Genomic DNA, 20,984 nt, shown 5'->3' on the forward strand with positions numbered 1-20,984 from the left:
CGCCTTCGGCGTTCTCGATGACCTTGGCCTTACCGTTTTCCAGAATGGAGACGCAGGAGTTGGTAGTCCCCAGGTCGATACCGATAATCTTGCCCATGTTTCTTCTCCTGGCACTAAGGCCCGAAAATTTTGGATTTGGTTGCCGCGACAGTGGTGGCTGTCTGCGGTAGCACTTAAACGCTTGACACTAAGATGGGGGCCACTTGGCCGATTTCAAGCCTGCTCGTCGATCGAAGGCGAAACCGGTGCGGCGGCCTTGCTGACCACGACCATGGCCGGGCGCAGCAGGCGTCCATTGAGCTGATAGCCCTTCTGGAAAACTTTCAAGACACTGTTGGGCTCGACGTCCGCGCTTTCCTGCATGGCCATGGCCTGATGATGCTCGGCGTTGAACGGCTGACCATGCGGATCGATGGCTTCGAGGTTGTAACGCTTGAGCGTGTCCTGGAACATCTTCAGAGTCAGCTCCATGCCTTCGCGCATCGGACGGATGCTTTCGTCATCGGGGCTGGACAGCTCGATGCCGCGCTCCAGACTGTCGAGCACAGGCAGCAGGTCGCCGGCGAACTTCTCGAGGGCAAACTTGTGCGCTTTTTCCACGTCCTGGTCGGCACGGCGGCGAACGTTCTGCAGGTCGGCGGCTACGCGCAGGGACTGGTCCTGGGCGGCGGCGAGCTGCTCTTCGAGCAATTGCACGCGCGCGGTGAGGTCTTCGGCACCGGCGTCGGCAGCCTGATTAGCGTCTAGATTCTGATCGTCCAGGTTCTGTTCGTCAGCCATTGGTTCTCTCCTCTCGATTACGTCCGCGAGGTCGACTCGCGCTTCTGACCGGTATATGGGGTCGCAAATCCGCGCTTCAAGGGCTGACGACAAGCGGCGTTACGCGAGCTTTGCGGGTCAGCAATAAAAACTCCCGGGATCAGGCGAAAACGAGCTAAGGACGAATATTGTCAGTCCTGCATGAAACACTGTATAAATAACCAGACATTCATGCCTGGGGGCGGTCTTATGCTGGTGCACCTGTCCGTACACAACTATGCCATCGTCGAACATCTCGACCTCGAACTCGAGCGCGGGATGAGCGTGATCACGGGCGAAACCGGCGCCGGCAAATCGATCATGCTCGATGCGCTGGGCCTTGCCCTGGGCGACCGTGCCGACAGCGGCGTGGTTCGCCCAGGCGCCGACAAGGCCGACATTCTGGCCACGTTCGACCTGGTCGATATCCCCGAGGCCAGTGCCTGGCTGGCCGAGCGCGACCTGGAAACCGACGGCCCCTGCATTCTGCGCCGGGTGATCACCGCCAAGGGCGGTTCGCGCGGCTACATCAACGGCACCCCCTGCCCGCTGGGCGACCTCAAGTCTCTGGGTGAGCTGCTGATCGACATCCACAGCCAGCACGAGCACCAGTCGCTGCTCAAGACCGACACCCATCGCCGCCTGCTCGACGAATATGCCGGTGCCAGCGACCTGGCTCGCCAAGTGCAACTGGCCGCGCAGAAATGGCGGCAGACTCGCCAGGAACTCGAACGCCTGTCGGATTCCGGCGACGAGCAGCGCGCACGCCACCAGCTGCTCAGCTATCAGCTGGAAGAGCTGGAGAATCTCGGCCTGGGTGAAAACGAGCTGGAGCAGCTGGAACAGGAACACAAGAACCTGACCAACGCCGAAGCGCTGTTCGGCATCTGCCGCCAGGTCATCGACCACTGCAGCGAAAACGATTCGGGCAACGTGCTCAGCGCGCTGACCGCCAGTCTGAATCGCCTGGGCGGCGTCAGCAATGCACCGAACGCGCTGGGCGAAGCCGCCTCGATGCTGGCCACGGCGCAGATTCAGGTGGAAGAAGCGGTCGGCGAACTCAATCGCTTTCTCGACCACTTCGAGGCAGACCCGGCGCGTTTGCAGCACATCGAGGAGCGCCTCGACACTATCTATACCCTGGCGCGCAAACACCGCGTGCACCCGACTGAAGTCGTGGCGCTGCAACACCGTTTGCTCGAAGAGCTGGAAGGCTTGAACGCCAGCGATGAATCGATCGAGCAACTGGGTGAAGAACTGGCGGCCTATGCCCGTCACTATCAGGAAAAAGCGCGCGAGCTGACCGGCCTGCGCACCCATGCGGCAGCGCAACTGGCCGCGGCGGTGGAAGTGGAAATCCAGCGCTTGGGCATGCCTGGCGGGCGCTTCACTATCGAACTGCGCGCCAACGCCCATGAGGATTTGCACCCCAATGGTCTGGAGCAGGTTGAGCTGCTGGTCAGCGCCAACCCTGGGCAGCCCATGAAGCCCCTGGCCAAGGTGGCTTCGGGTGGTGAGCTGTCGCGGATCAGTCTGGCGATCCAGGTGATCACGGCGCAGACCTCGCGGGTCCCGACGCTGGTGTTCGACGAAGTGGACGTGGGCATCGGCGGGCCTACCGCCGAAATTGTCGGCCAGTTGCTGCGTCGCCTGGGTGAACGTGGCCAGGTGCTGACCGTGACCCACCTGCCGCAGGTGGCGGCTCAAGGGCATCATCATCTGTTCGTGCACAAGGTGCGCGGCAGCGACGAGACGCGCACGGCGGTGTCGAACCTGGGCAAGGGCGAGCGCGTGGAAGAAGTGGCGCGGATGCTGGGCGGGATCGATTTGACCAAGGAATCACTTGCCCATGCCAAGAAGATGGTGGTGACGGCCAAGGGGTGATGGTGGCAGGTCCGACCTCTTCGCGGGCAGAGCCCGCTCCCACATGGGGGAGGTTGCCTTCCTGTGGGAGCGGGCTCTGCCCGCGAATAGGCCCTCACTGACACACCGCATACAAAAAAGGCGACCCTCGGGTCGCCTTTCTGCATCAAGCCCGAGATTACTTGGGCCGGCGCACGTACAGCACCAGGTTGTGATCGACCAACTCGTAGCCGTTCTGGATCGCACGCTCTTTCTGGAGCCGTTCAATCTCGTGATCGGTGAACTCGATCACTTCACCCGACTCCACATCGACCATGTGGTCGTGATGCTCGCCGTCTGCCAATTCGAACACGGCATGGCCGCCGTCGAAGTTGTGACGTGCTACCAGACCGGCCGCTTCGAATTGAGTCAGAACACGGTAAACCGTGGCCAGACCCACATCCTCGCCAGCCTCCATCAGCGCCTTGTAGACCTCTTCGGCGCTCATGTGGCGTTGCTGTGCCGATTCCAGCATTTGCAGAATCTTGACCCGTGGAAGGGTCACCTTGAGGCCGGCTTTACGCAGTTCGCTATTATCAACCATGGTCAGCTTTCTCAACGATGCGGCTTCGCAGCATCTCTTAATACGGGTATGATCGGGGTTTACGTTGTCCCAGCAAAGATAGTGGAAGTCGCCCACCGATGCAAAACACCAAGCACTTGCTAACCAGCCTCACCTTCGTGGGACTGCTCGCACTCGCCGGTTGTTCATTCCCCGGGGTTTACAAAATCGACATCCAGCAGGGCAATGTCGTCACGCAGGACATGATAGACCAGTTAAGGCCCGGAATGACCCGTCGGCAAGTAAGGTTTATCATGGGCAACCCTCTGCTGGTCGACACGTTCCACGCCAATCGCTGGGATTACCTGTACAGCCTGCAGCCAGGCGGCGGCGAACGTCAGCAGGAACGCATGAGTGTCCTGTTCAACGGCAACGACCAGCTGGTCGGCCTGTCCGGCGACTTCATGCCTGGCGTCAGCAAGGATCAGGCGATTCTGGGCAGCGATACCGACACCAACGTCGTGCCTCAACAGGGCGAGCCACAGAAAGCCGAAGAGCCACCCAAGCCTGGGTCGATGCTCGAAGACATCCAGCGCGATGTGGACGGTGTGAAGACGGTTCCCGTCCCAACGCCCCAGCCGCTGGACGTTTCGCCGCAGTAAGCAGGCGATACGAAAAAAGCCCGGTGATGCCGGGCTTTTTCATGGGCGAAGAACACGTATCTCAGCGTGTCTTGCGCGCTTGCGCCGCCTTGGCCGCGCGCAATCGCCGCACTTCTTTCGGGTGCGCCAACAAAGGTCGATAGAGCTCGATGCGATCACCTGCCTGCAGCACCTGTTCCGCAGGAGAATCCACAAGCTTTGCGAAGATGCCTACCGGACATTGGGAGAAGTCCACGCCGGGAAAGCGTTCGGCGATGCCCGACATCTCGATGGCCTGGGCCACCGTGGTACCTACGGGTACCTGAAGCGAGATCAATGCCTGGTCATCGACAGCGGCATAGACCACCTCGATCTCGATCGACTGGTCAGCCATGCAACTGCTTGGCGCGCTGGCAAAAGGCATCGACCAGGGTATTGGCAGCCTGGTTGAACAGCGGACCCAAGGTGGCACGAACGATGGGGCCTGCGTAGTCGAAGGACAGATCCAGGCTGATCTTGCAGGCCTTCTCACCCAACGGCTTGAATATCCACATACCGTGCAATTGATTGAACGGGCCTTCTTCCAGGTTCATTTCGATGGAGCGACCAGGCTCCAGAGTATTGCGGGTCACGAAGTGCTGACTCAACCCACCCTTGGCGATGTCCAGGTTCGCACGCATCAAGGTGTCGGTTTCTTCGAGGATGGTGGTGGCCGAACACCAGGGCAGGAACTCGGGATAGCGCGACACATCGTTGACCAGGTCATACAGGGCCTGAGCAGGATATGGCAGCAAAGCCGAGCGTTGAATATGGGTAGTCATGCGAGCGTCACTTCCAAAGCTGGGCGGCGGACGCGAGCATCACGCGCCGGCCGGACGACGCCAACGGCGCCTTGAAAATAAGGTAGGCATGCCAGCAGACAGGGGGCACGCCAACGAAATCATGGGGCTTCTTTGTCGACAGCGGCAGAGCGCAGGCTATCCAAAAAGATCACGTATTGTCCGGTATTCATTGCAACCGCTCAAGCACACCGCAATACCGTAGCCGAGAGCGCAACGACTGCCTATAATGCGCGCCCTATGGCCAAATTAAAGAAACACCCTACAGGGACCATCGCGCAGAACAAGAAAGCGCGACACGATTACTTCATCGAACACCGTTTCGAGGCTGGCTTGGTCCTGGCCGGCTGGGAAGTAAAAAGCCTGCGTGCCGGCAAGGCGCAACTGGTGGACAGCTACGTGCTGCTCAAGGATGGCGAAGCCTGGCTGATGGGTAGCCACTTCACCCCCCTGACCACGGCCAGCACCCACGTGATCGCCGACCCGACGCGTACCCGCAAACTGTTGCTCAACCGCCGCGAACTGGAAAAGCTGTTCGCCCAGGTTCAGCAGAAGGGCTATGCCTGCGTGGCCTTGTCGATCTACTGGAGCAAGCACTTGATCAAGTGCGAAATCGCTCTGGGCAAGGGCAAGAAGGAATACGACAAGCGCGACACCGAGCGCGAACGCGATTCCAACCGCGAGCTGCAGCGTGCCGTGCGCAACAAGGGCAAGGAAGACTAACTTCCCGCTCCTTGCAGCGCCGGCTTCGCCGCGATTCCCGGCTTGACCTTTACAAGCCGTTGCGCCGCTGCGCGCGAGCGGTTCGCTGCACCGTCTGCCGCGCCTCGTCGAGCACGCCCTGCACGTAGGTGATGTGCAGACTGGCCAACTCCCGCGCCTGTTCTGCCTGCCCCTCGACGATTGCTTGAAATAGCTGCCGATGCTGCGCGATGAGCTTGTCGCGGGTTTCGACACTGTGCCGATGCATCCCCCCGATGTTCACCACCATATTGCGCTTGAGCATGTCGAACAGCCCGCGCACGGTGTGCAGCAACACCGCGTTGTGACTGGCTTCGGCGATGGCCAGATGGAAGTTGGCATCGGCCACGCCCTCCTCCTCCCGCGTCACGCTGTCGACTCGCCGGTAACAGTCTTCCAGAACATCCATGGCCAGCTTCAGTTGTTCACGGTCGATCTCAGTGGCGCGCTGCGCCGCATAGAACGCACATGACGCTTCCAGCGTGTGGCGAAATTCCAGTAGATCGCGCTGACTCTCCGGATTGCTCTCCAGCAGCGCCAGCAATGGATCGCTGAAGGTCGAGCCCAGCTTGTGGCAGACATAGTTGCCGCCGCCCTGACGACTGACCAGCATGCCCTTGGCGACCAGCTTCTGGATGGCTTCGCGCAGCGAGGGGCGCGACACGCCAAATTGCTCGGCGAGCGCCCGCTCGGCCGGCAAGCGCTCGCCTGCACGCAGCGTGCCCTCCAGAATCATGGCTTCCAGACGCTCGATGATGCCATCGGACAAACGCCGCTGACGGACTTGATCAATACCCATGGGTGGCTCCAACACACGATTGCTTTGGCCGCACTCGACCAAAGTCATAGACAAGGAAATTGACAGCCCAACGGCTGCGCCCTAACCTGACTTGGATTTATTGTAAATTGGTATTACCAATTTCTGCAATCACGCAGCCGCACTACAGCGCCAAGCCTTCCAAAAAAAACAAGGGGCCTCAGCTTATGCAAACCTGGCAGCAGATCTACAACCCGCTCGGAAGCCTCGGGCTGTCCGCCCTGGTTGCCGTCATTCCCATCGTGTTCTTCTTCCTGGCGTTGGCCGTGTTCCGCATGAAGGGTCATATCGCCGGCAGCATCACGCTGGCGCTGTCCATCATCCTGGCCATCTTCGCCTACGGCATGCCCGCCGACATGGCGCTGGCCGCCGCGGGTTACGGATTCATGTACGGCCTGTGGCCGATTGCCTGGATCATCGTTGCCGCCGTGTTCCTCTACAAACTCACGGTGAAGAGCGGCCAGTTCGAAATCATCCGCAGCTCGGTGCTGTCCATCACCGACGACCAGCGCCTGCAAGTGCTGCTGATCGGCTTCTGCTTCGGCGCGTTTCTGGAAGGGGCGGCAGGCTTCGGCGCGCCGGTGGCGATTACCGCGGCCCTGTTGGTGGGCCTGGGCTTCAACCCGCTGTACGCCGCAGGCCTGTGCCTGATCGCCAACACCGCGCCGGTGGCCTTCGGCGCGCTGGGCATCCCGATCATCGTCGCGGGTCAGGTGACCGGCATCGACCCGTTCAAGATCGGCGCCATGACCGGCCGCCAACTGCCGCTGCTGTCGCTGATCGTACCGTTCTGGCTGGTGTTCATCATGGACGGCCTGCGCGGCGTTCGGGAAACCTGGCCAGCGGCGCTGGTCGCAGGCCTGAGCTTCGCCATCGTGCAGTACCTGACCTCCAATTTCATCGGTCCGGAACTACCCGACATCACCTCGGCCCTGGCCAGCATCGTCTGCCTAACCCTGTTTCTCAAAGTGTGGCAACCCAAGCGCGCGGCCAGCCGCGAAACGGTCGCCGTCAGCGGTGGCGCAGCCGTGATGGGCGGCGGGCCAACAGGCAAAGCCAGCACTGTCGGTGGCTCGACGCCAACGCCCTACAGCCTGGGGCAGATTCTCAAGGCCTGGTCGCCGTTCCTGATCCTGACCGTACTCGTCACCATCTGGACCCTGAAGCCGTTCAAGGCGATGTTCGCCCCGGGCGGCGCCATGTACGACTTCGTCTTCAACTTCGCCATCCCGCACCTGGACCAACTGGTGCTAAAGACCGCGCCCATCGTCGCCACCGCCACACCGATGCCCGCCGTGTTCAAGTTCGACCCGATCTCGGCCACCGGCACGGCGATTCTGTTTGCCGCGATCATCTCGATGATGGTGCTGCGCATCAATATCAAGACCGCGTTCAAGACGTTCGGTGAAACCTTGTTCGAACTGCGCTGGCCGATCCTGTCCATCGGCATGGTGCTGGCCTTCGCCTTCGTCACCAACTTCTCGGGCATGTCCTCCACCATGGCGCTGGTCCTGGCCGGTACCGGCTCCGCGTTCCCGTTCTTCTCGCCGTTCCTGGGCTGGCTCGGTGTGTTCCTCACCGGCTCGGACACCTCGTCCAACGCCCTGTTCGGCTCGCTGCAGGCCACCACCGCGCACCAGCTAGGTGTCAGCGATGTGTTGATGGTGGCCGCCAACTCCAGCGGCGGCGTGACCGGCAAGATGATCTCGCCACAATCCATCGCCGTCGCCTGTGCTGCCACCGGGCTGGTGGGCCGCGAGTCCGACCTGCTGCGCTTCACGCTCAAGCACAGCCTGTTGTTCGCCACCATCATCGGCTTGATCACCCTGGCCCAAGCGTACTGGTTCACCGGCATGCTGGTGCACTGATCGGCAGCCGATCTACGTCTATCACACCAAACCTGGGGGCTATCATGCCCCCTTTTGGTGCCTTATGAATTTTTTTACATCCGCACACGTTTTGCGTAGAACCCCTGCATTGGCGCGAAGTCCATTTATCAGGCCCGCAAGCAATCGGGCTATTTCTGACTGCGGACGCCGATCCTACCGAGGAGCGCCGAGTCCACCTTGAGTAAGGAGATTCTTATGAAGCGTACCTATCTGTCCGGCCTGATCGTAGCCTCCGCCCTGGTAGCATCCCCTGTGTTCGCAGCTGAAGACCTGTGCGCCGTCAACATGCAGAAGCTGAACGACGCCAAGACCACTTCCATGCAACTGGGCGACCCTGCCAAGAGCCAATACGACGACGCGTACAAAGCAGCCATGGCCGCCCACGCTGCCAAGGACGAAAAAGCCTGCATCTCGCACTCCACCGATGCCATGAACATCCTGATGGATGCTCAGAAAAGCAAAGGCTGACCGCCAAGCCAACCATAGGGTTGGCCTGACGCCGCAAAATGACGTAGACTACGTCTCCCCTGCCTAACCGCAGGGGCTGGGGCCGATTAGGATTCGACGCCGGTTGCGAAACTTTAGGTGCATGCCGACTTGGTAACAGAAGTCGTAAATCCACTGTTGCAACTTTCTATAGTTGCCAATGACGAAACCTACGAGGGCCAAGCTCTCGCTGCCTAACGGTAGCTGAGCCGCTCTTCTGGCTACTTCGGTGCCAGCGATCATCAGGGGATGCCTGTAAACCCAAAGTGATCGTCACGCAGAACAGGATCGTCGTGTAGCACGCTGTGGGCAAAGCGACTAAAACTTACACAGCTCGTCCAATGCACCCTGCCAGTCGGGCGGCTGCGGATTAACTCAGTAGACACGGCTAAGCATGTAGTACCGACAGCGGAGTACTGGCGGACGGGGGTTCAAATCCCCCCGGCTCCACCAAATGATAAAACAAAGACGTCCACGGACGTCTTTTTTTGTGCCTGCTATCCAGTAAATACGCGGCCTCCAGCGCTTTTGCGGTCTTTTGAGAGTTTTTGAGTTCCAACCGTTCGGGTATTCCAGGCGGTATTCCACCTCACCCGGTGCTAATCTTTGGAATACCGAATCAGTGCTTGAGGCCAATCTCATGCCTGCTCAAAACCTCCGCCTCTCCGATCGACAGCCCAAGGGAGTCAAACCGGCGTCCAAGGATTGCGTCCTTACTGACGGTGACGGTTTGCAGCTCCGCGTACGCAGCAACGGCTCGTTGCTGTGGAATTTCAACTACCGCGAACCGGTGACCAAAAAGCGCATCAACATCGGCTTCGGGACCTACCCCGAACTGTCACTGGCGAATGCACGAAAGATGGCAGTCGATGCGCGCGAGCTGCTCGCACAGGGCATTGATCCGAAGGTGCAGCGCAATACGTTGAATGAAGCCAAACGCGCGGAAACCGAACACACCTTCGAGAACGTGGCCACCGCTTGGTTTGAACTCAAGAAAGACTCGGTCACTCCAGCCTACGCCGAGGACATCTGGCGGTCGCTCACGCTGCACGTGTTCCCCGATTTGAAGACGACACCACTCACCAAAATCACCGCGCCGATGGTGATCGGACTGCTTCGCCCAATCGAAGCGAAAGGCAGCCTGGAGACGGTCAAGCGTCTTAGCCAGCGGCTAAACGAGATCATGACCTACGGCGTAAACTCCGGCCTGATCTTCGCCAACCCGCTCACCGGCATCAGGGCAGTATTCAAGAAGCCCAAGAAAGAGAACATGGCTGCGCTTCCGCCCGAAGAACTCCCCGAGCTCATGCTGGAGATCGCGAACGCCAGTATCAAACGCACGACCCGCTGCCTAATCGAATGGCAGTTGCACACGATGACTCGCCCCGCCGAGGCGGCGACTACTCGCTGGGCAGACATTGACTTCGAAAGGCGTGTCTGGACTATCCCACCGGAGCGTATGAAGAAGCGCCGTCCACACAGCATCCCGTTGAGTGATCATGCTGTCGCACTATTGGAGTCACTGAAGACTCACAGCGGCCATCGCGAATACGTCTTCCCGGCCGATAGAAATCCACGCACCCACGCCAATAGCCAGACCGCCAACATGGCATTGAAACGCATGGGCTTTCAGGATCGATTGGTCAGCCACGGTATGCGCTCGATGGCCAGCACCATCTTGAATGAACATGGGTGGGACGCCGAACTCATTGAGGTCGCACTGGCGCATGTCGACAAGGATGAGGTGCGCAGCGCTTACAACCGGGCCGACTACATCGAGCGCCGGCGCCCGATGATGGCCTGGTGGAGTGAGTACATCCAGAAAGCCGCCACCGGCAGCCTGCTTGCCTCAGCCTACGGTCAAGTCAGAGACAAGAACGTGGTACCGATCCGCTAGCTCTGTACGGCGCAAGAACGGCAGCAGCAACAACTGAACGTTCAAGATTCGGGTCAAGCAGCCTCGCTCATCCGCTTCTCAGCACGGGTCCTTCCAAACAGGGCTGCAAAGCCGCCCTGTTTGGAAGGACCTCACTTTGAAGAGCTAAAAGCGAACACGTTATCCAGGATTTACCACGGAATTCCATCGGTGGATAACCGCTCTTAAAGTCCAAAGTGGCGCTGAATCTCGAACCTTGACCGCGTTTATCCACAGGCGTAGAACAGGTCGTGCAAGCGCTGTCGATGACAGCAACCCAGGTGGCCCGAGCCTTGAAGGTCACGCCGCTCTCGCGGTGGTTCTCCCCCAAATGGCGATTCGCATCCGGCAGCTCGCCCGGTCACCTCCCCGGTGATGGATGCCTACTTCAGATCATGGCCCTCGTGCGCCAGGCAACACCTCCTACTTCGCTGCCCTGCAGCAACCAATCCGCTTGGCCGAATCTTGCACCAACCTGCGCCCGTCTCTTTCTCCTGGAAAGAGACGGGCGCTTCTAGCACTGCTGCAGCCCTCATCGCACCTGGCTCTGCGGCAACTCCACTCGTGACAATCGGCGTGACAAACGCCGATGTCACCAGCAACAGCGATGTAGATGATGGTGCCGCAGACTAGGGAATGGACTGCACCTGACTGACAGTCAGGCATGCCCCGGTCATCACATTGCTGCATTCACCCGGCTCAGGATCTCGCGGCACTGGACTCGTCAGCCAATGCAGCCTCCACCCGCCCACCGGTAACGGTGCTCAGGAGGCCAGATCATGAGATGCCCTTGCTCCCGGTCGTAAGGAGCCGCCAGTCCCGCGTAGAGGACATTCCCCACAGGTCGCAGGGGCCTTGATCCCTGATAACACTCAGCATTCTTGGCGGGATGACGTGGGGCGAGGATTGGAGAACGGCAAATGAGGTGACCAACATGGCATTGGTGGGTAGACGAGATGGTCGTAATTTCGGCTATGGCAGGCAATTGAGCTACGCGGGACCTCAGGCGCTGAAAGACATGTTCAGCGGTGGCCACTACGGTACGGTGAAGGCGCACAGTGGTCGATGGCAGGCATTCGTGAAGTGGTGCCGCTCCGAACAAGGGCCAGGTATCAATGATGCGCGGCAGATTGATCGGAAGGTATTGGCGGACTATGCGGCGTATCTGCGCGATGCGGTTGAGTGTGGTAGCCTCGCCATCAGCACCGCACAAAACCGCCTCTCCAGCGTTAACAGGACAATGGCGGCGCTTCGTGGTGATCAGTGCGTGAAATTGCCCAGTCCGAGCAAGGCGTTGGGTATGCAGCGCACCGGGGTTCGCCAGTCGGTACCGCAAGGCCAAAACCGCGAACAGGTTAAACAGATCGTCGATGCGCTTTGTAGCCAACATCAGCTACGGGCCGCTGCGATCGTTCTGTTGGCGCGAGCGACCGGCATGCGATTGCGCGAGGCGATCCTCGCTGACCTGCCACGCCTTTGCCGAGAGGCCAGCAACCTTGGAAGGATCAACATTCAGGATGGCACTAAGGGGGGCCGCACAGGTGCTTCGGCCCCTCGGTGGATTGTGGTCGATGAACAGGTTCTTGATGCCTTGACGATTGCGGCGCAGGTGTCGCCGGCGGGTAGCCACAACTTGATTGCGCCAAGCGAAAGCTATCTCGATGTTTTACAGGGAATTGCCAAACCAGCCCGCGAGGTATTGCACAAACACCACCTGAAAGGGTTTCACGAATTGAGGACTGCTTTTGCGTGCGAGCGCTACCAGCGGATCACCGGGGATCGCGCCCCTGTTAATGGTGGGAGGTGCTACACCGTGGACCGATGTCTTGACCGTGACGCCCGCCTGCGAATCAGCTATGAGCTAGGACACGGCCGGGTCGATGTGGTCGCTGCCTATATTGGGGGGCGGCCATGAGTAAAGCGTTTGATATGGAGGTGTTCTTGGCTGGCGTATTGACTGGATCACACGCGACGCGGCTGCGCCATTTGCGGCAGGCGAGGATCATCCAGGCTGCTATAGCTAAGCGGTGGCAGCGGGAGAGCCCTTGGGCTTGGCAGCGGAAGCATCTGGAGTGGTTTCTAAAGCATCACTTAGAACAGCGTCGCGAAAACACGCGGTATTACTATCTGCTCACCATCAGGTTGATCGTTCGACGCTTGGAGGTGTTGTGGATTTTTGATCTCTGAGTTGGGACGGTTCTGCGCAAGGAGCGACCGCAATCACTTCGAAGCAACTCCTCGCGTCCGGCTGTCGCCGGCAAGAAACGGTTACTGGCTCTGCGGACAGTTCTTCTACAATTTTTCTGCTCCACAAACGCCCCTGATCGTGTGGAGCACGCGCAACACCTGATTCAGATGTACCCGAAGGCCTCATGCTCTATGCCAACCGGCAGGCCTTCAAGGGAAGAGTGTTCGCGACCATCACGGAGTTGCACGTACCTTCCGCAGGTCCATGATCTTGATCGTCAGGGTCGACCCTGTCAGCGACTGCAGGCTAGCTCGCGAAACTTGGAATCCTGGGGCATCCCTAAGAAGCCATTCCCTACGGGTTCATCACAGCCTAGCTCGTTCCCCATAGCTGAAAACTACCGAGATGTCCATCCTCCTTGCATGGTAGCGAGACCTAACGGTTAGCAGGGTCAACCAGTGAAAATTCGTTCTACGCTCTGTGAAAATACGTCAATCTTTTCAGGTTCTCCGAACCGGCCTCTCCGACTGGACGCAGATCCTGCTCGTGCGCCCCCCAACCGCTGCTGTATATTTGTGCAAAGGATGGCGATTCCCTCAGGGTTGCTGAGTGACGTTGAAATGTATTCTGATTTTGAAGGTCACCTAGATGCATCGCTCACAAGAAAACTATAAATCTTAATGCTTATAATTCATTCACCAAAAACAGCTATTGAAACAAACAAGATTCAAGACGGGGAACAAATGGAAGGCTTTGCGAAATACAATACAAAACTTGAGCAAGTCTTCCATCTATGGAAAAAAGACTACAATTCCAACTTCTCCAATCATAGCAATATCACAGCCAGCAAAGTTAGAGAACTAATAGATATAGCAACTCTCCGCGAATCTGGAGTTTTCTTTACCAGCGATGCCCTGGCGGAAAAAGCTATAAACTCTTTTAACGAGCCAATTGATGATAGCTCTCTCGTGGTGGACCCCACGTGTGGCTCAGGAAGTCTACTTGTTGCTGCCTCCAGAAAGCTTTCCGTAATGCCTTTAGCCAGCGAGACTTTAGAGCAATGGGGAAAACAGCTATGTGGAATTGATTTATTCCCAGAGTTCGTTTATTGCACCAAGTTGAGATTAGTACTTGAGAGCTTAGTAAGGGGAGCTGAAGCAGACAAAAGCCTACCTGAACTACTGGACTTGTTAACCAATATCCACACGGGCGACTGTTTAGAAAATATAGCAGTTATAGCCAAGGCCACACACCTCGCGCTTAACCCACCTTACAACAACTCGAAGACAGTAGCAAAATATCGTTGGGCTAACGGCAAAATTAACAACGCGGCAATTTACTACTATGAGCTGACACAAGTCTTAAAGGACGGCTCATCGATTTCTGCTATTCTACCCGACGTCCTTAGAAGCGGAAGTAGATTTGAAGCGTGGCGTAACGCGATTGAGTCTACTCTAAGCATTTCCAAAGTCTCTGTCGAAGGCAGATTCGACAAGCAAACCGATATTGATATTTTCATTCTCAATGGACTAGTTGACCGGAAAAACCCTAGCATAATTGAATGGCAGACTGCGGAAACGCTAGGTCTCGAAGGCTCTCCTAAGCTCCGAGATTTTTTTGAGGTCTCGGTTGGAGCAGTCGTACCATATAGAGACCCTCACGAAGGAAAACTGTATGCATACATTCATCCAAAAACTCTTCCACGATGGGGGGAGATAGGGAAGATCTCAGAAAATCGTAAATTTTCAGGGAGAGTTTTCCAACCGCCCTTTGTTGCGATCAGAAGAACATCTGGCCCTAGAGACAGACATCGTGCTGTGCCAACTATAGTTCTAGGAAAAAGATTAGTCGCAGTCGAAAACCACCTAATCGTCTTAACGCCGAAGAATGGAAGCCTAGATAGGTGTCGCGAACTATTAAAGCTATTGAAAGAAGAAAATATTAATGAGTTTCTGAACAACAGAATTCGATGCCGCCACTTAACCGTATCGGCAATATCAGAAATACCATGGAGGTTTGAATGAAAGAATTGCTTGATGAGCTACCTTTTGAGATCGCAGCTCGTTTACCTATTCAGCTCGGACGACAAAGTATATCAAGCTCTATGGTAGCTATCTCCGAGCTCATCAAAAACTCCTATGACGCCGACTCAAAAAACGTACGACTTACATTCACCAAATCTAAAGAAGGCTTTCCCTCTCTAATAATTGATGATGATGGGGATGGCATGTCTTATGAAGAAGTAAAAGAAAACTGGTTGATTATTGGCACAAGCCATAAGACGCATCAGGACATCTCGGATAAAGAAAGAATTTACACCGGGGCTAAAGGGCTAGGCCGACTAGGTGCAGATAGACTTTGCAAAACATTAATTCTGCAAACCAAGCGAGAAAATGATCAAGCTGTACTGGAGCTCCAAATAGAATGGGAGGCATACGAAAACGCCGAAAAACCCCTTTCACAGATAAAGCATAAGCTTTACAAGCATTCCGGTCATATTCAGGACGAGCACGGAACGTTCCCAAACACCGAAAAAAATTCTGGCACGCGAATTATGCTGCTGGGTTTAAAGGATGACTGGAACCTGAGCCTTCTGACCGATCTTAAGAAAGAGCTATCACTATTAATCTCTCCTTTCGACGACGCCAATGACTTCTCAATTTCAATTAAGTCAGACTTCTCTGAAATAGATGGACAGGTCGCAAGCTCGTCTGCCGTCGAATATGCACGCTGGGTAGTTGAAGCAGAGCTTGATGGCGAAAACATCAATGCCAACTTTAAATACTCTGATGGCCGAGAGTTTAAAGTCGAGTCAGAAGAATGGAAAAGCTGGATCAAGGATCGACCACCTGTACCAAGCTCTGGTCCCCTCAAGCTTAAAATGTACTTTATTCCATGGGATGCACCAGGCCTAAAGAATATCGACTTTAGTAAGCGCAATTGGCGGGAGTTCATGAATGCGAACCAAGGGATTCGTATCTATCGAGATAGATTCAGAGTTCGCCCTTATGGCGAGCCTACGGGCAAAGGTGATTGGCTAGATCTTGGTATCCGTCGCGCGCGCAGCCCTGGCGGGGTTAAGCAAGGCGGTTGGAAAGTTGGCCCGCATCAAGTTATTGGAGCAGTATTCATAGGTAGGCAGACCAACCCCCTCTTGGAAGATCAAACAAATCGTGAGGGCATAGTTGAATCAGACGCATTTTATGATATGCGTGCTTTCTGTCTAAAAATTATTGCTCGATTTGAATCTTACGCTCATCAAATAGCCCGAGAAGAAGACGATGGGTCTGATACACAAGAAAAGAAACTGCTTGCAAAAAAGGCTCTTGATGAGACCACAAAAGTAGTCGAGGAACTTAAAGAATCCATCTCTAAAGGTGCACAACAAAACGTCGACACTGGTGAGCAAAAAGATATCAGCGTGGACAATCCCGAAACTCTAATGACTAGGATCGCCGAGGTGGAATCCAGACTGGCAGAGGCCGCAGCCAGATCAAGCGAGCTGGAGATACACTTAGAAAAAAAGGCTGAGGAGTTAGAGCATGAAAAGGATACGCTAGCTAACTTAGCATCGCTGGGAATTCTTACAGTCTGCTTTGGACATGAAGCAAAAGAGTTCACGAACCTATCATTGGTTAACGCAAAAAATCTAAAGGACAGTTTCGAGAGAGGCATATTCATGCTGACACCTCCTTACGACGAGGAATTTTCGAACTGTTTGAGAACGATAATATCAAGTACAGGCTTCGTAAGAAATTTTGCATCCTTTGCCTTAGGAAACATAAAGCCAGATAAAAGAAAGCGCAAAGCTGTTGACGTTGGCGAAGTCGCAACAGGAGTATTCAAAGCCTTAAACGCTTCACTAGAAAGGCAGAACATTGTAACAAGCGTCGCATGCACAACCAAACGAAAAATTACTGCCTTTGAAATAGATCTGGAGAGTATTTTTGTTAACCTCATATCTAATTCCATATGGGCACTCAAAAAAACTGCCATAGGGGAGCGCTTTATTTCTGTTAACATCCAGGAAGAAAATGAATACATGTTAATTAGCTTTGCTGATAGCGGTTTTGGGCTAGAGTTAGGAACAGAAGAACAAATCTTCCAACCGATGTATAGCACACGCCTCGACAGGAAAGGCTCAGTTGAGGGCACTGGCATGGGGCTTTCTATTGTCAAAAGTTTCGTAGACAATCACACAGGTGGGAATATTTCCGCAACGCCAAAGGGGAGGCTTGGCGGAGCAGAATTTACAATCAAAATACCTTTAACTACACACAGCAAGGCCTGACTTCATGGAAAGGAATGTCGTTCTATACATTGATGAAGAGCAAATCGCTCTTGACTCTTACGGCAGAGAACTCAGAAAAAACTTACCTCCAGAACTTGAGGTAATTTGCGCCTTACCTCAGCCCACCCTTCCTTTAATGCTAAAATTTATCTGCACCATGCGCCCCAGGATTGCCTCTATCGTTGTCGATGAGCACCTTGAGGTCGCGGGAACTGCAGATTATATAGGAAGTCAGTTGGCAGGTGCATATAGACAGCTCGATAGCAAAATCCCTATATATATTCTCAGCAACCATCCAGACGAAATTGATGACAATTTAGAAAGTGTTGAATATGTATTAAGCAAAGATGATTTTGCTGATGGTGGGGCTGCACTGGAGAGCGCCATCAAACGCATGGTCCGGCACATCAATGCTTACGAACAAATTGTGGATGAACGCGAACAGCGTTTTGTACTTCTACTAAAGAAATATGTCCTATCTGAAATATCAAAAGAAGAAGCAAATGAGTTAAATGAGTTAAAGCTTTGGCGAGAGGCTCCTGCTGCTATTGAGGAGTCGACTATGACCATGGAGCTTAAAAGAAAACTAGATGAACAGGAAGAAACATTAAACAACATAGAAAAAATACTTCTGGGCAAAAAATAAAATGTTCTATCCTCTTCTCACTCGCCGCCAAAATTACTCAAAAAAAGCAGACGGCAGCTATTATGCAGACTACCACCACTATTTCACAGAAATTAAAGAAGATTGCCAAGATCGATGCATTTATTGTGACGCACTACTTGAAGAGCACGGAAACGAAGGTTTTCATATCGACCATTTCAGACCGTATGCACACTTTGCAGAATTAAAGAGCGACCCAAACAACTTAGTCTTGGCCTGCTCCAAATGTAATATATGGAAATCAAAAAACTGGCCGACAAACATGTACTTCCATGTACACGCTTCTCACGACGGCACAATTGGATTCATTGACCCCTTCCTTGAACCATTATCCAATTATTTCAAAGTAGAGCGATCAGGACATCTCTTAACAACGGGAGTAGTTGCACGATATATGCTTGAGCTCCTACACCTCAACAGAGAGTCAAGAATTCAGCTAAGGAGGAAGAGAACCATTCTTTACAAAGCGATGCAGCTTAATGAAATTGTGGATCTAAAGTTAAAAGAGCTAGTCGAATACATGCAAGCCGACGACTTCGACCGAGACACGGCAAGAAACATGGCAACCTCATTGCGCGAAGTTAAGGACGTGCTAACTGAAGCCTTCAATATGCTTCACAAAAAAAACTTATGACAATTCGAATCACAGGGACTACCCGTTAATTTTACACTGATATTTAACCCAAGGATGAACCATAAAGCCCACTGACGAGCCGCACTAGCTGTGATGATGCCTTTCGCGAGAGATCTCGGAAAACGATATCTCTCCCTACGAGCCGGCTGAAATATCATCAATCAGGCGGAGCGTTCGTTGCATGCATAGTGCTCACCACCAAAGGCACGCCGTCCCCCCCGAGTCGATTCCACCAAGCGCCATAATTAGCTGATTTATTTATAACTACCCTAAGAGGAGCCCCGCGAATCCTCTGCCCTAACGGTGTCGTAAGCTAGGAGCTTCTGTACCTACAGGTGGCGCATCTTACGCGCTGGTGCGATGATCATCAGCAGTTGGTGATCAACCATTTGCTTGGTAGATTCAATACCGACTCATTAATGGCGTAGCTCTTTAAAAAGGCGCCGTCCATCGGAATCCAGACCACACAGCGTTCCAACTGGTATTCCAAGCGAGTTTATCAATCAATTATTAATTAGACAAAACAGATAGATACCTACTCGTTTCAGATTACCCCGGCCCATACAGCCGTCACAAACCAGGCACCTTGCGTAGCGCGCAACAGCTTATTTGTACCTAAATGCTCGGTTTTGGCTGCATAGCGCTCGTGTCACAACATCGCTCCATCTCCCCCCTTGCAGAACCTCCCTCACAAGCCGAAACTGCACCAAACGACGAGGTACACCATGGCACTCGACTACCCGCCCAGCCTCCTGTCCCAGGAAGAACGCTCAGCCATTGCTGAAATCGAAGCCACCACCAACATTCTGCGTCTGGTGACCCGGCTCACCAACATGCGCTTCGCCGCGATCACCAAATTTGGCGACGCTGAATTGGTCATCTGCTCCGTGCACGATTCCGCCGACCTGGGAATCGGCGCAGGTGAGGCCTTTCCGCTGGAAGACACGATCTGCAGCGAGTTTCAGCGGGATCCGGCGCCGTTGCTGATCCCGAGAGTCAGCCATGACCACAGCTTCGCCTCACGACTGATCGTCAAGACCTATGATCTGGACAGTTACGTAGGCGTGCCCATTTTCCTGCCTGATGGCCGGTTGTACGGAGCGCTTTGCGCGATCGATTCGCGGCCTGTGCTGTTTGAAGATCCGGATGTGTGCGAAACGCTGGAGATTTTTGCCCGGTTGATCGGGTGCATATTCTTCGCGAGCTTGGCCGTGAAAGTGGCGGGTGTCGGGATTGAGTTGGAGTGATTGTTGGAAGAGGATGTTAGCTCAGGTCACCCTCTAGCGATGTGCACACACAGCCCCGCACAACAAGCGCGACAGCTGCTCCACCGAATACGGCTTATGCAACAGCTCAAACCCATCCGTGCCCTTCTCTGCCAGCACATGGCTGTATCCCGACGTCAGCACTACAGGTAACCCTGCGTATCGCCGACGAATCTCATGGGCCAGCTCGATGCCTGTCATCCCCGGCATCACCACATCGGAAAACACCACTTTGAATCGGCTGGCGTCGCGGGCCAGTTCGGCCAAGGCTTCCTGTCCATTGATGGCAAGGACCGGCCGGTAGCCAAGATCCGTGAGTGAGTGCATCGCAAAGGCGCCCACCTGAGGGTTGTCTTCGACGATCAATACACCGGTGCCGTGCCCGTGTACCAATTCATGGGGCGCTTCGACACTCCGTTGCTCGCGCGGCTCGGATGCCTGGGGCAGGTAGAGTGTGAAGGTGGTGCCTTGATCGACTTCACTGTCCACGGTGATCTCGCCACCCGACTGCTTGGCGAACCCAAACGCTTGCGACAGGCCAAGGCCCGTGCCCTGCCCCACGCCTTTGGTGGTGAAGAAGGGCTCGAATATCCTGCCCAGGTGCAACGGCGCGATGCCGCTGCCGGTATCGGTCATCGAGATCACTACCTGATCGCCGGCGATCATCGGCTGTTCGCGGGCCTTGGCTTCGTAGCGGGCTGGACCCACTCGAATGGTGAGGCGCCCCTGGCCGACCATGGCGTCACGCGCGTTGACGGCCATGTTGACGATTGCCATGTCGAACTGAGAGGGGTCAGCGATCACTAAGTGGCTGTGTTCGGGGATGTCCATCACCAGCTCCACTTCGGCGCCCACTAGTGTCTTGATCATACTGGCCAGGGCCCGAGGGTTCTCTGCAGGTGCGAACACTGTCGGTTGCAGTGTTTGACGCCGGGCGAAGGCAAGCAGTTGCGAGGTGACTTTGGCGGCTCGTTCGACGGTGTCGGCGATGGCTGAGACATAGCGTGTGCGTCGCTCGCTGGAGAAATCCGGCCGTTTGAGCAGGTCAGTCGAAGACTTGATCACGGTCAGCAGGTTGTTGAAGTCGTGGGCGACGCCACCGGTGAGTTGGCCGATGGCTTCCAGCTTCTGCGATTGACGCAGGGCTTCCTCGGCGGCGGCCAGGGCGATGGCGCTCTCCCGCTCGGCGGTGAAGTCGCGGCCCACGGCGTTGATCTGCTGCTCGTCTGGCTGGGTCGACCAGGATATCCAGCGGTTGTACGCCTTCATAACCGCCGCTTTCGCCCTGCACAGGCGAGAAGCTGTAGGTCCACACGGTCTCTTCCTGCTGGCCGTGACGCTGCATCATCATCGACAGGTTCTCTATGGAGAAACCATCGCCTGTGGCAAGCACCCGTGCCACTTGAGGGCTG

Annotated in this window: 20 protein-coding genes and 1 other RNA gene; 14 read left to right on the plus strand and 7 right to left on the minus strand. The window is 55.4% G+C overall.

Going from position 1 to position 20,984, the window contains the following annotated elements; genetic code table 11:
* Window positions 1-97, minus strand: a 97-nt coding sequence (locus tag B2V21_RS07335) for an Hsp70 family protein (RefSeq protein ID WP_286916496.1), incomplete at its 3' end; no start/stop codon positions are given.
* 116 nt (window positions 98-213) lie between these two features.
* Complete coding sequence (gene grpE / locus B2V21_RS07340) at window positions 214-780, minus strand: nucleotide exchange factor GrpE (RefSeq protein ID WP_056845239.1); 567 nt, start codon at window positions 778-780, stop codon at window positions 214-216.
* Between the two features lie 228 nt (window positions 781-1,008).
* Here grpE and recN point away from each other — a divergent pair, with 228 nt between their 5' ends.
* Window positions 1,009-2,682 carry a DNA repair protein RecN gene (recN, locus tag B2V21_RS07345; protein WP_286916464.1) on the plus strand — a complete coding sequence of 558 codons (1,674 nt, stop codon included), beginning with the start codon at window positions 1,009-1,011 and terminating at the stop codon, window positions 2,680-2,682.
* A gap of 157 nt (window positions 2,683-2,839) precedes the next feature.
* Here recN and fur read toward each other — a convergent pair whose 3' ends face one another.
* On the minus strand, window positions 2,840-3,244 hold the full coding sequence (gene fur, locus B2V21_RS07350; protein ID WP_049858656.1) for a ferric iron uptake transcriptional regulator: 405 nt from the start codon (window positions 3,242-3,244) through the stop codon (window positions 2,840-2,842).
* A gap of 98 nt (window positions 3,245-3,342) precedes the next feature.
* Here fur and B2V21_RS07355 point away from each other — a divergent pair, with 98 nt between their 5' ends.
* Entirely contained in the window at window positions 3,343-3,864 is a 522-nt protein-coding gene (locus tag B2V21_RS07355) for an outer membrane protein assembly factor BamE (protein WP_049858655.1), read from the plus strand.
* Between the two features lie 61 nt (window positions 3,865-3,925).
* On the opposite strand, the gene B2V21_RS07360 is transcribed toward B2V21_RS07355, so the two are convergent.
* On the minus strand, window positions 3,926-4,237 hold the full coding sequence (locus B2V21_RS07360) for an RnfH family protein (RefSeq protein ID WP_286916465.1): 312 nt from the start codon (window positions 4,235-4,237) through the stop codon (window positions 3,926-3,928).
* Window positions 4,230-4,664 (minus strand): type II toxin-antitoxin system RatA family toxin, encoded by a 435-nt coding sequence (locus B2V21_RS07365; protein ID WP_056845235.1) that lies wholly within the window; start codon window positions 4,662-4,664, stop codon window positions 4,230-4,232. The genes B2V21_RS07360 and B2V21_RS07365 overlap by 8 nt, the downstream gene beginning before the upstream one ends.
* 258 nt (window positions 4,665-4,922) lie before the next feature.
* Here B2V21_RS07365 and smpB point away from each other — a divergent pair, with 258 nt between their 5' ends.
* A complete protein-coding gene (gene smpB / locus B2V21_RS07370) occupies window positions 4,923-5,405 on the plus strand; it encodes an SsrA-binding protein SmpB (RefSeq protein ID WP_043190812.1) in 483 nt (160 codons plus the stop codon).
* A gap of 49 nt (window positions 5,406-5,454) precedes the next feature.
* Here smpB and B2V21_RS07375 read toward each other — a convergent pair whose 3' ends face one another.
* Window positions 5,455-6,222: a GntR family transcriptional regulator gene (locus B2V21_RS07375; protein ID WP_286916466.1), complete on the minus strand. Its 768-nt coding sequence runs from the start codon at window positions 6,220-6,222 to the stop codon at window positions 5,455-5,457.
* Window positions 6,223-6,407: 185 nt separating this feature from the next.
* Here B2V21_RS07375 and B2V21_RS07380 point away from each other — a divergent pair, with 185 nt between their 5' ends.
* The 11 genes from B2V21_RS07380 (at window position 6,408) to B2V21_RS07430 (ending at window position 19,554) form a co-directional block, all read left to right on the plus strand.
* Entirely contained in the window at window positions 6,408-8,108 is a 1,701-nt protein-coding gene (locus B2V21_RS07380; protein ID WP_286916467.1) for a lactate permease LctP family transporter, read from the plus strand.
* Between the two features lie 216 nt (window positions 8,109-8,324).
* Entirely contained in the window at window positions 8,325-8,597 is a 273-nt protein-coding gene (locus tag B2V21_RS07385) for a hypothetical protein (protein ID WP_043190822.1), read from the plus strand.
* A gap of 78 nt (window positions 8,598-8,675) precedes the next feature.
* Window positions 8,676-9,068: a transfer-messenger RNA gene (gene ssrA / locus B2V21_RS07390) on the plus strand.
* A 187-nt stretch (window positions 9,069-9,255) separates the two neighbouring features.
* Window positions 9,256-10,512 carry an integrase domain-containing protein gene (locus B2V21_RS07395; RefSeq protein ID WP_286916468.1) on the plus strand — a complete coding sequence of 419 codons (1,257 nt, stop codon included), beginning with the start codon at window positions 9,256-9,258 and terminating at the stop codon, window positions 10,510-10,512.
* 952 nt (window positions 10,513-11,464) lie between these two features.
* Complete coding sequence (locus B2V21_RS07400) at window positions 11,465-12,445, plus strand: integrase domain-containing protein (RefSeq protein ID WP_286916469.1); 981 nt, start codon at window positions 11,465-11,467, stop codon at window positions 12,443-12,445.
* Entirely contained in the window at window positions 12,442-12,717 is a 276-nt protein-coding gene (locus B2V21_RS07405; RefSeq protein WP_286916470.1) for a hypothetical protein, read from the plus strand. The genes B2V21_RS07400 and B2V21_RS07405 overlap by 4 nt, the downstream gene beginning before the upstream one ends.
* Window positions 12,718-13,398: 681 nt before the next feature.
* Entirely contained in the window at window positions 13,399-14,742 is a 1,344-nt protein-coding gene (locus tag B2V21_RS07410; protein ID WP_286916471.1) for an N-6 DNA methylase, read from the plus strand.
* Window positions 14,739-17,009, plus strand: coding sequence for a sensor histidine kinase (locus tag B2V21_RS07415; RefSeq protein WP_286916472.1), 2,271 nt, complete (start codon window positions 14,739-14,741; stop codon window positions 17,007-17,009). The genes B2V21_RS07410 and B2V21_RS07415 overlap by 4 nt, the downstream gene beginning before the upstream one ends.
* 4 nt (window positions 17,010-17,013) lie before the next feature.
* Window positions 17,014-17,655: a hypothetical protein gene (locus B2V21_RS07420; RefSeq protein WP_286916473.1), complete on the plus strand. Its 642-nt coding sequence runs from the start codon at window positions 17,014-17,016 to the stop codon at window positions 17,653-17,655.
* 1 nt (window position 17,656) lies between these two features.
* The gene (locus B2V21_RS07425) at window positions 17,657-18,307 is read left to right on the plus strand and encodes an HNH endonuclease signature motif containing protein (RefSeq protein WP_286916474.1); all 651 of its coding nucleotides are present in this window, start codon (window positions 17,657-17,659) and stop codon (window positions 18,305-18,307) included.
* Between the two features lie 725 nt (window positions 18,308-19,032).
* Window positions 19,033-19,554: a GAF domain-containing protein gene (locus tag B2V21_RS07430; RefSeq protein WP_286916475.1), complete on the plus strand. Its 522-nt coding sequence runs from the start codon at window positions 19,033-19,035 to the stop codon at window positions 19,552-19,554.
* Between the two features lie 33 nt (window positions 19,555-19,587).
* On the opposite strand, the gene B2V21_RS07435 is transcribed toward B2V21_RS07430, so the two are convergent.
* On the minus strand, window positions 19,588-20,841 hold the full coding sequence (locus tag B2V21_RS07435) for an ATP-binding protein (protein WP_286916476.1): 1,254 nt from the start codon (window positions 20,839-20,841) through the stop codon (window positions 19,588-19,590).
* Window positions 20,842-20,984 lie beyond the last annotated feature (143 nt).

This window comes from Pseudomonas sp. UBA6276 (assembly GCF_002438365.1).
GTDB lineage: Bacteria > Pseudomonadota > Gammaproteobacteria > Pseudomonadales > Pseudomonadaceae > Aquipseudomonas > Aquipseudomonas coleopterorum.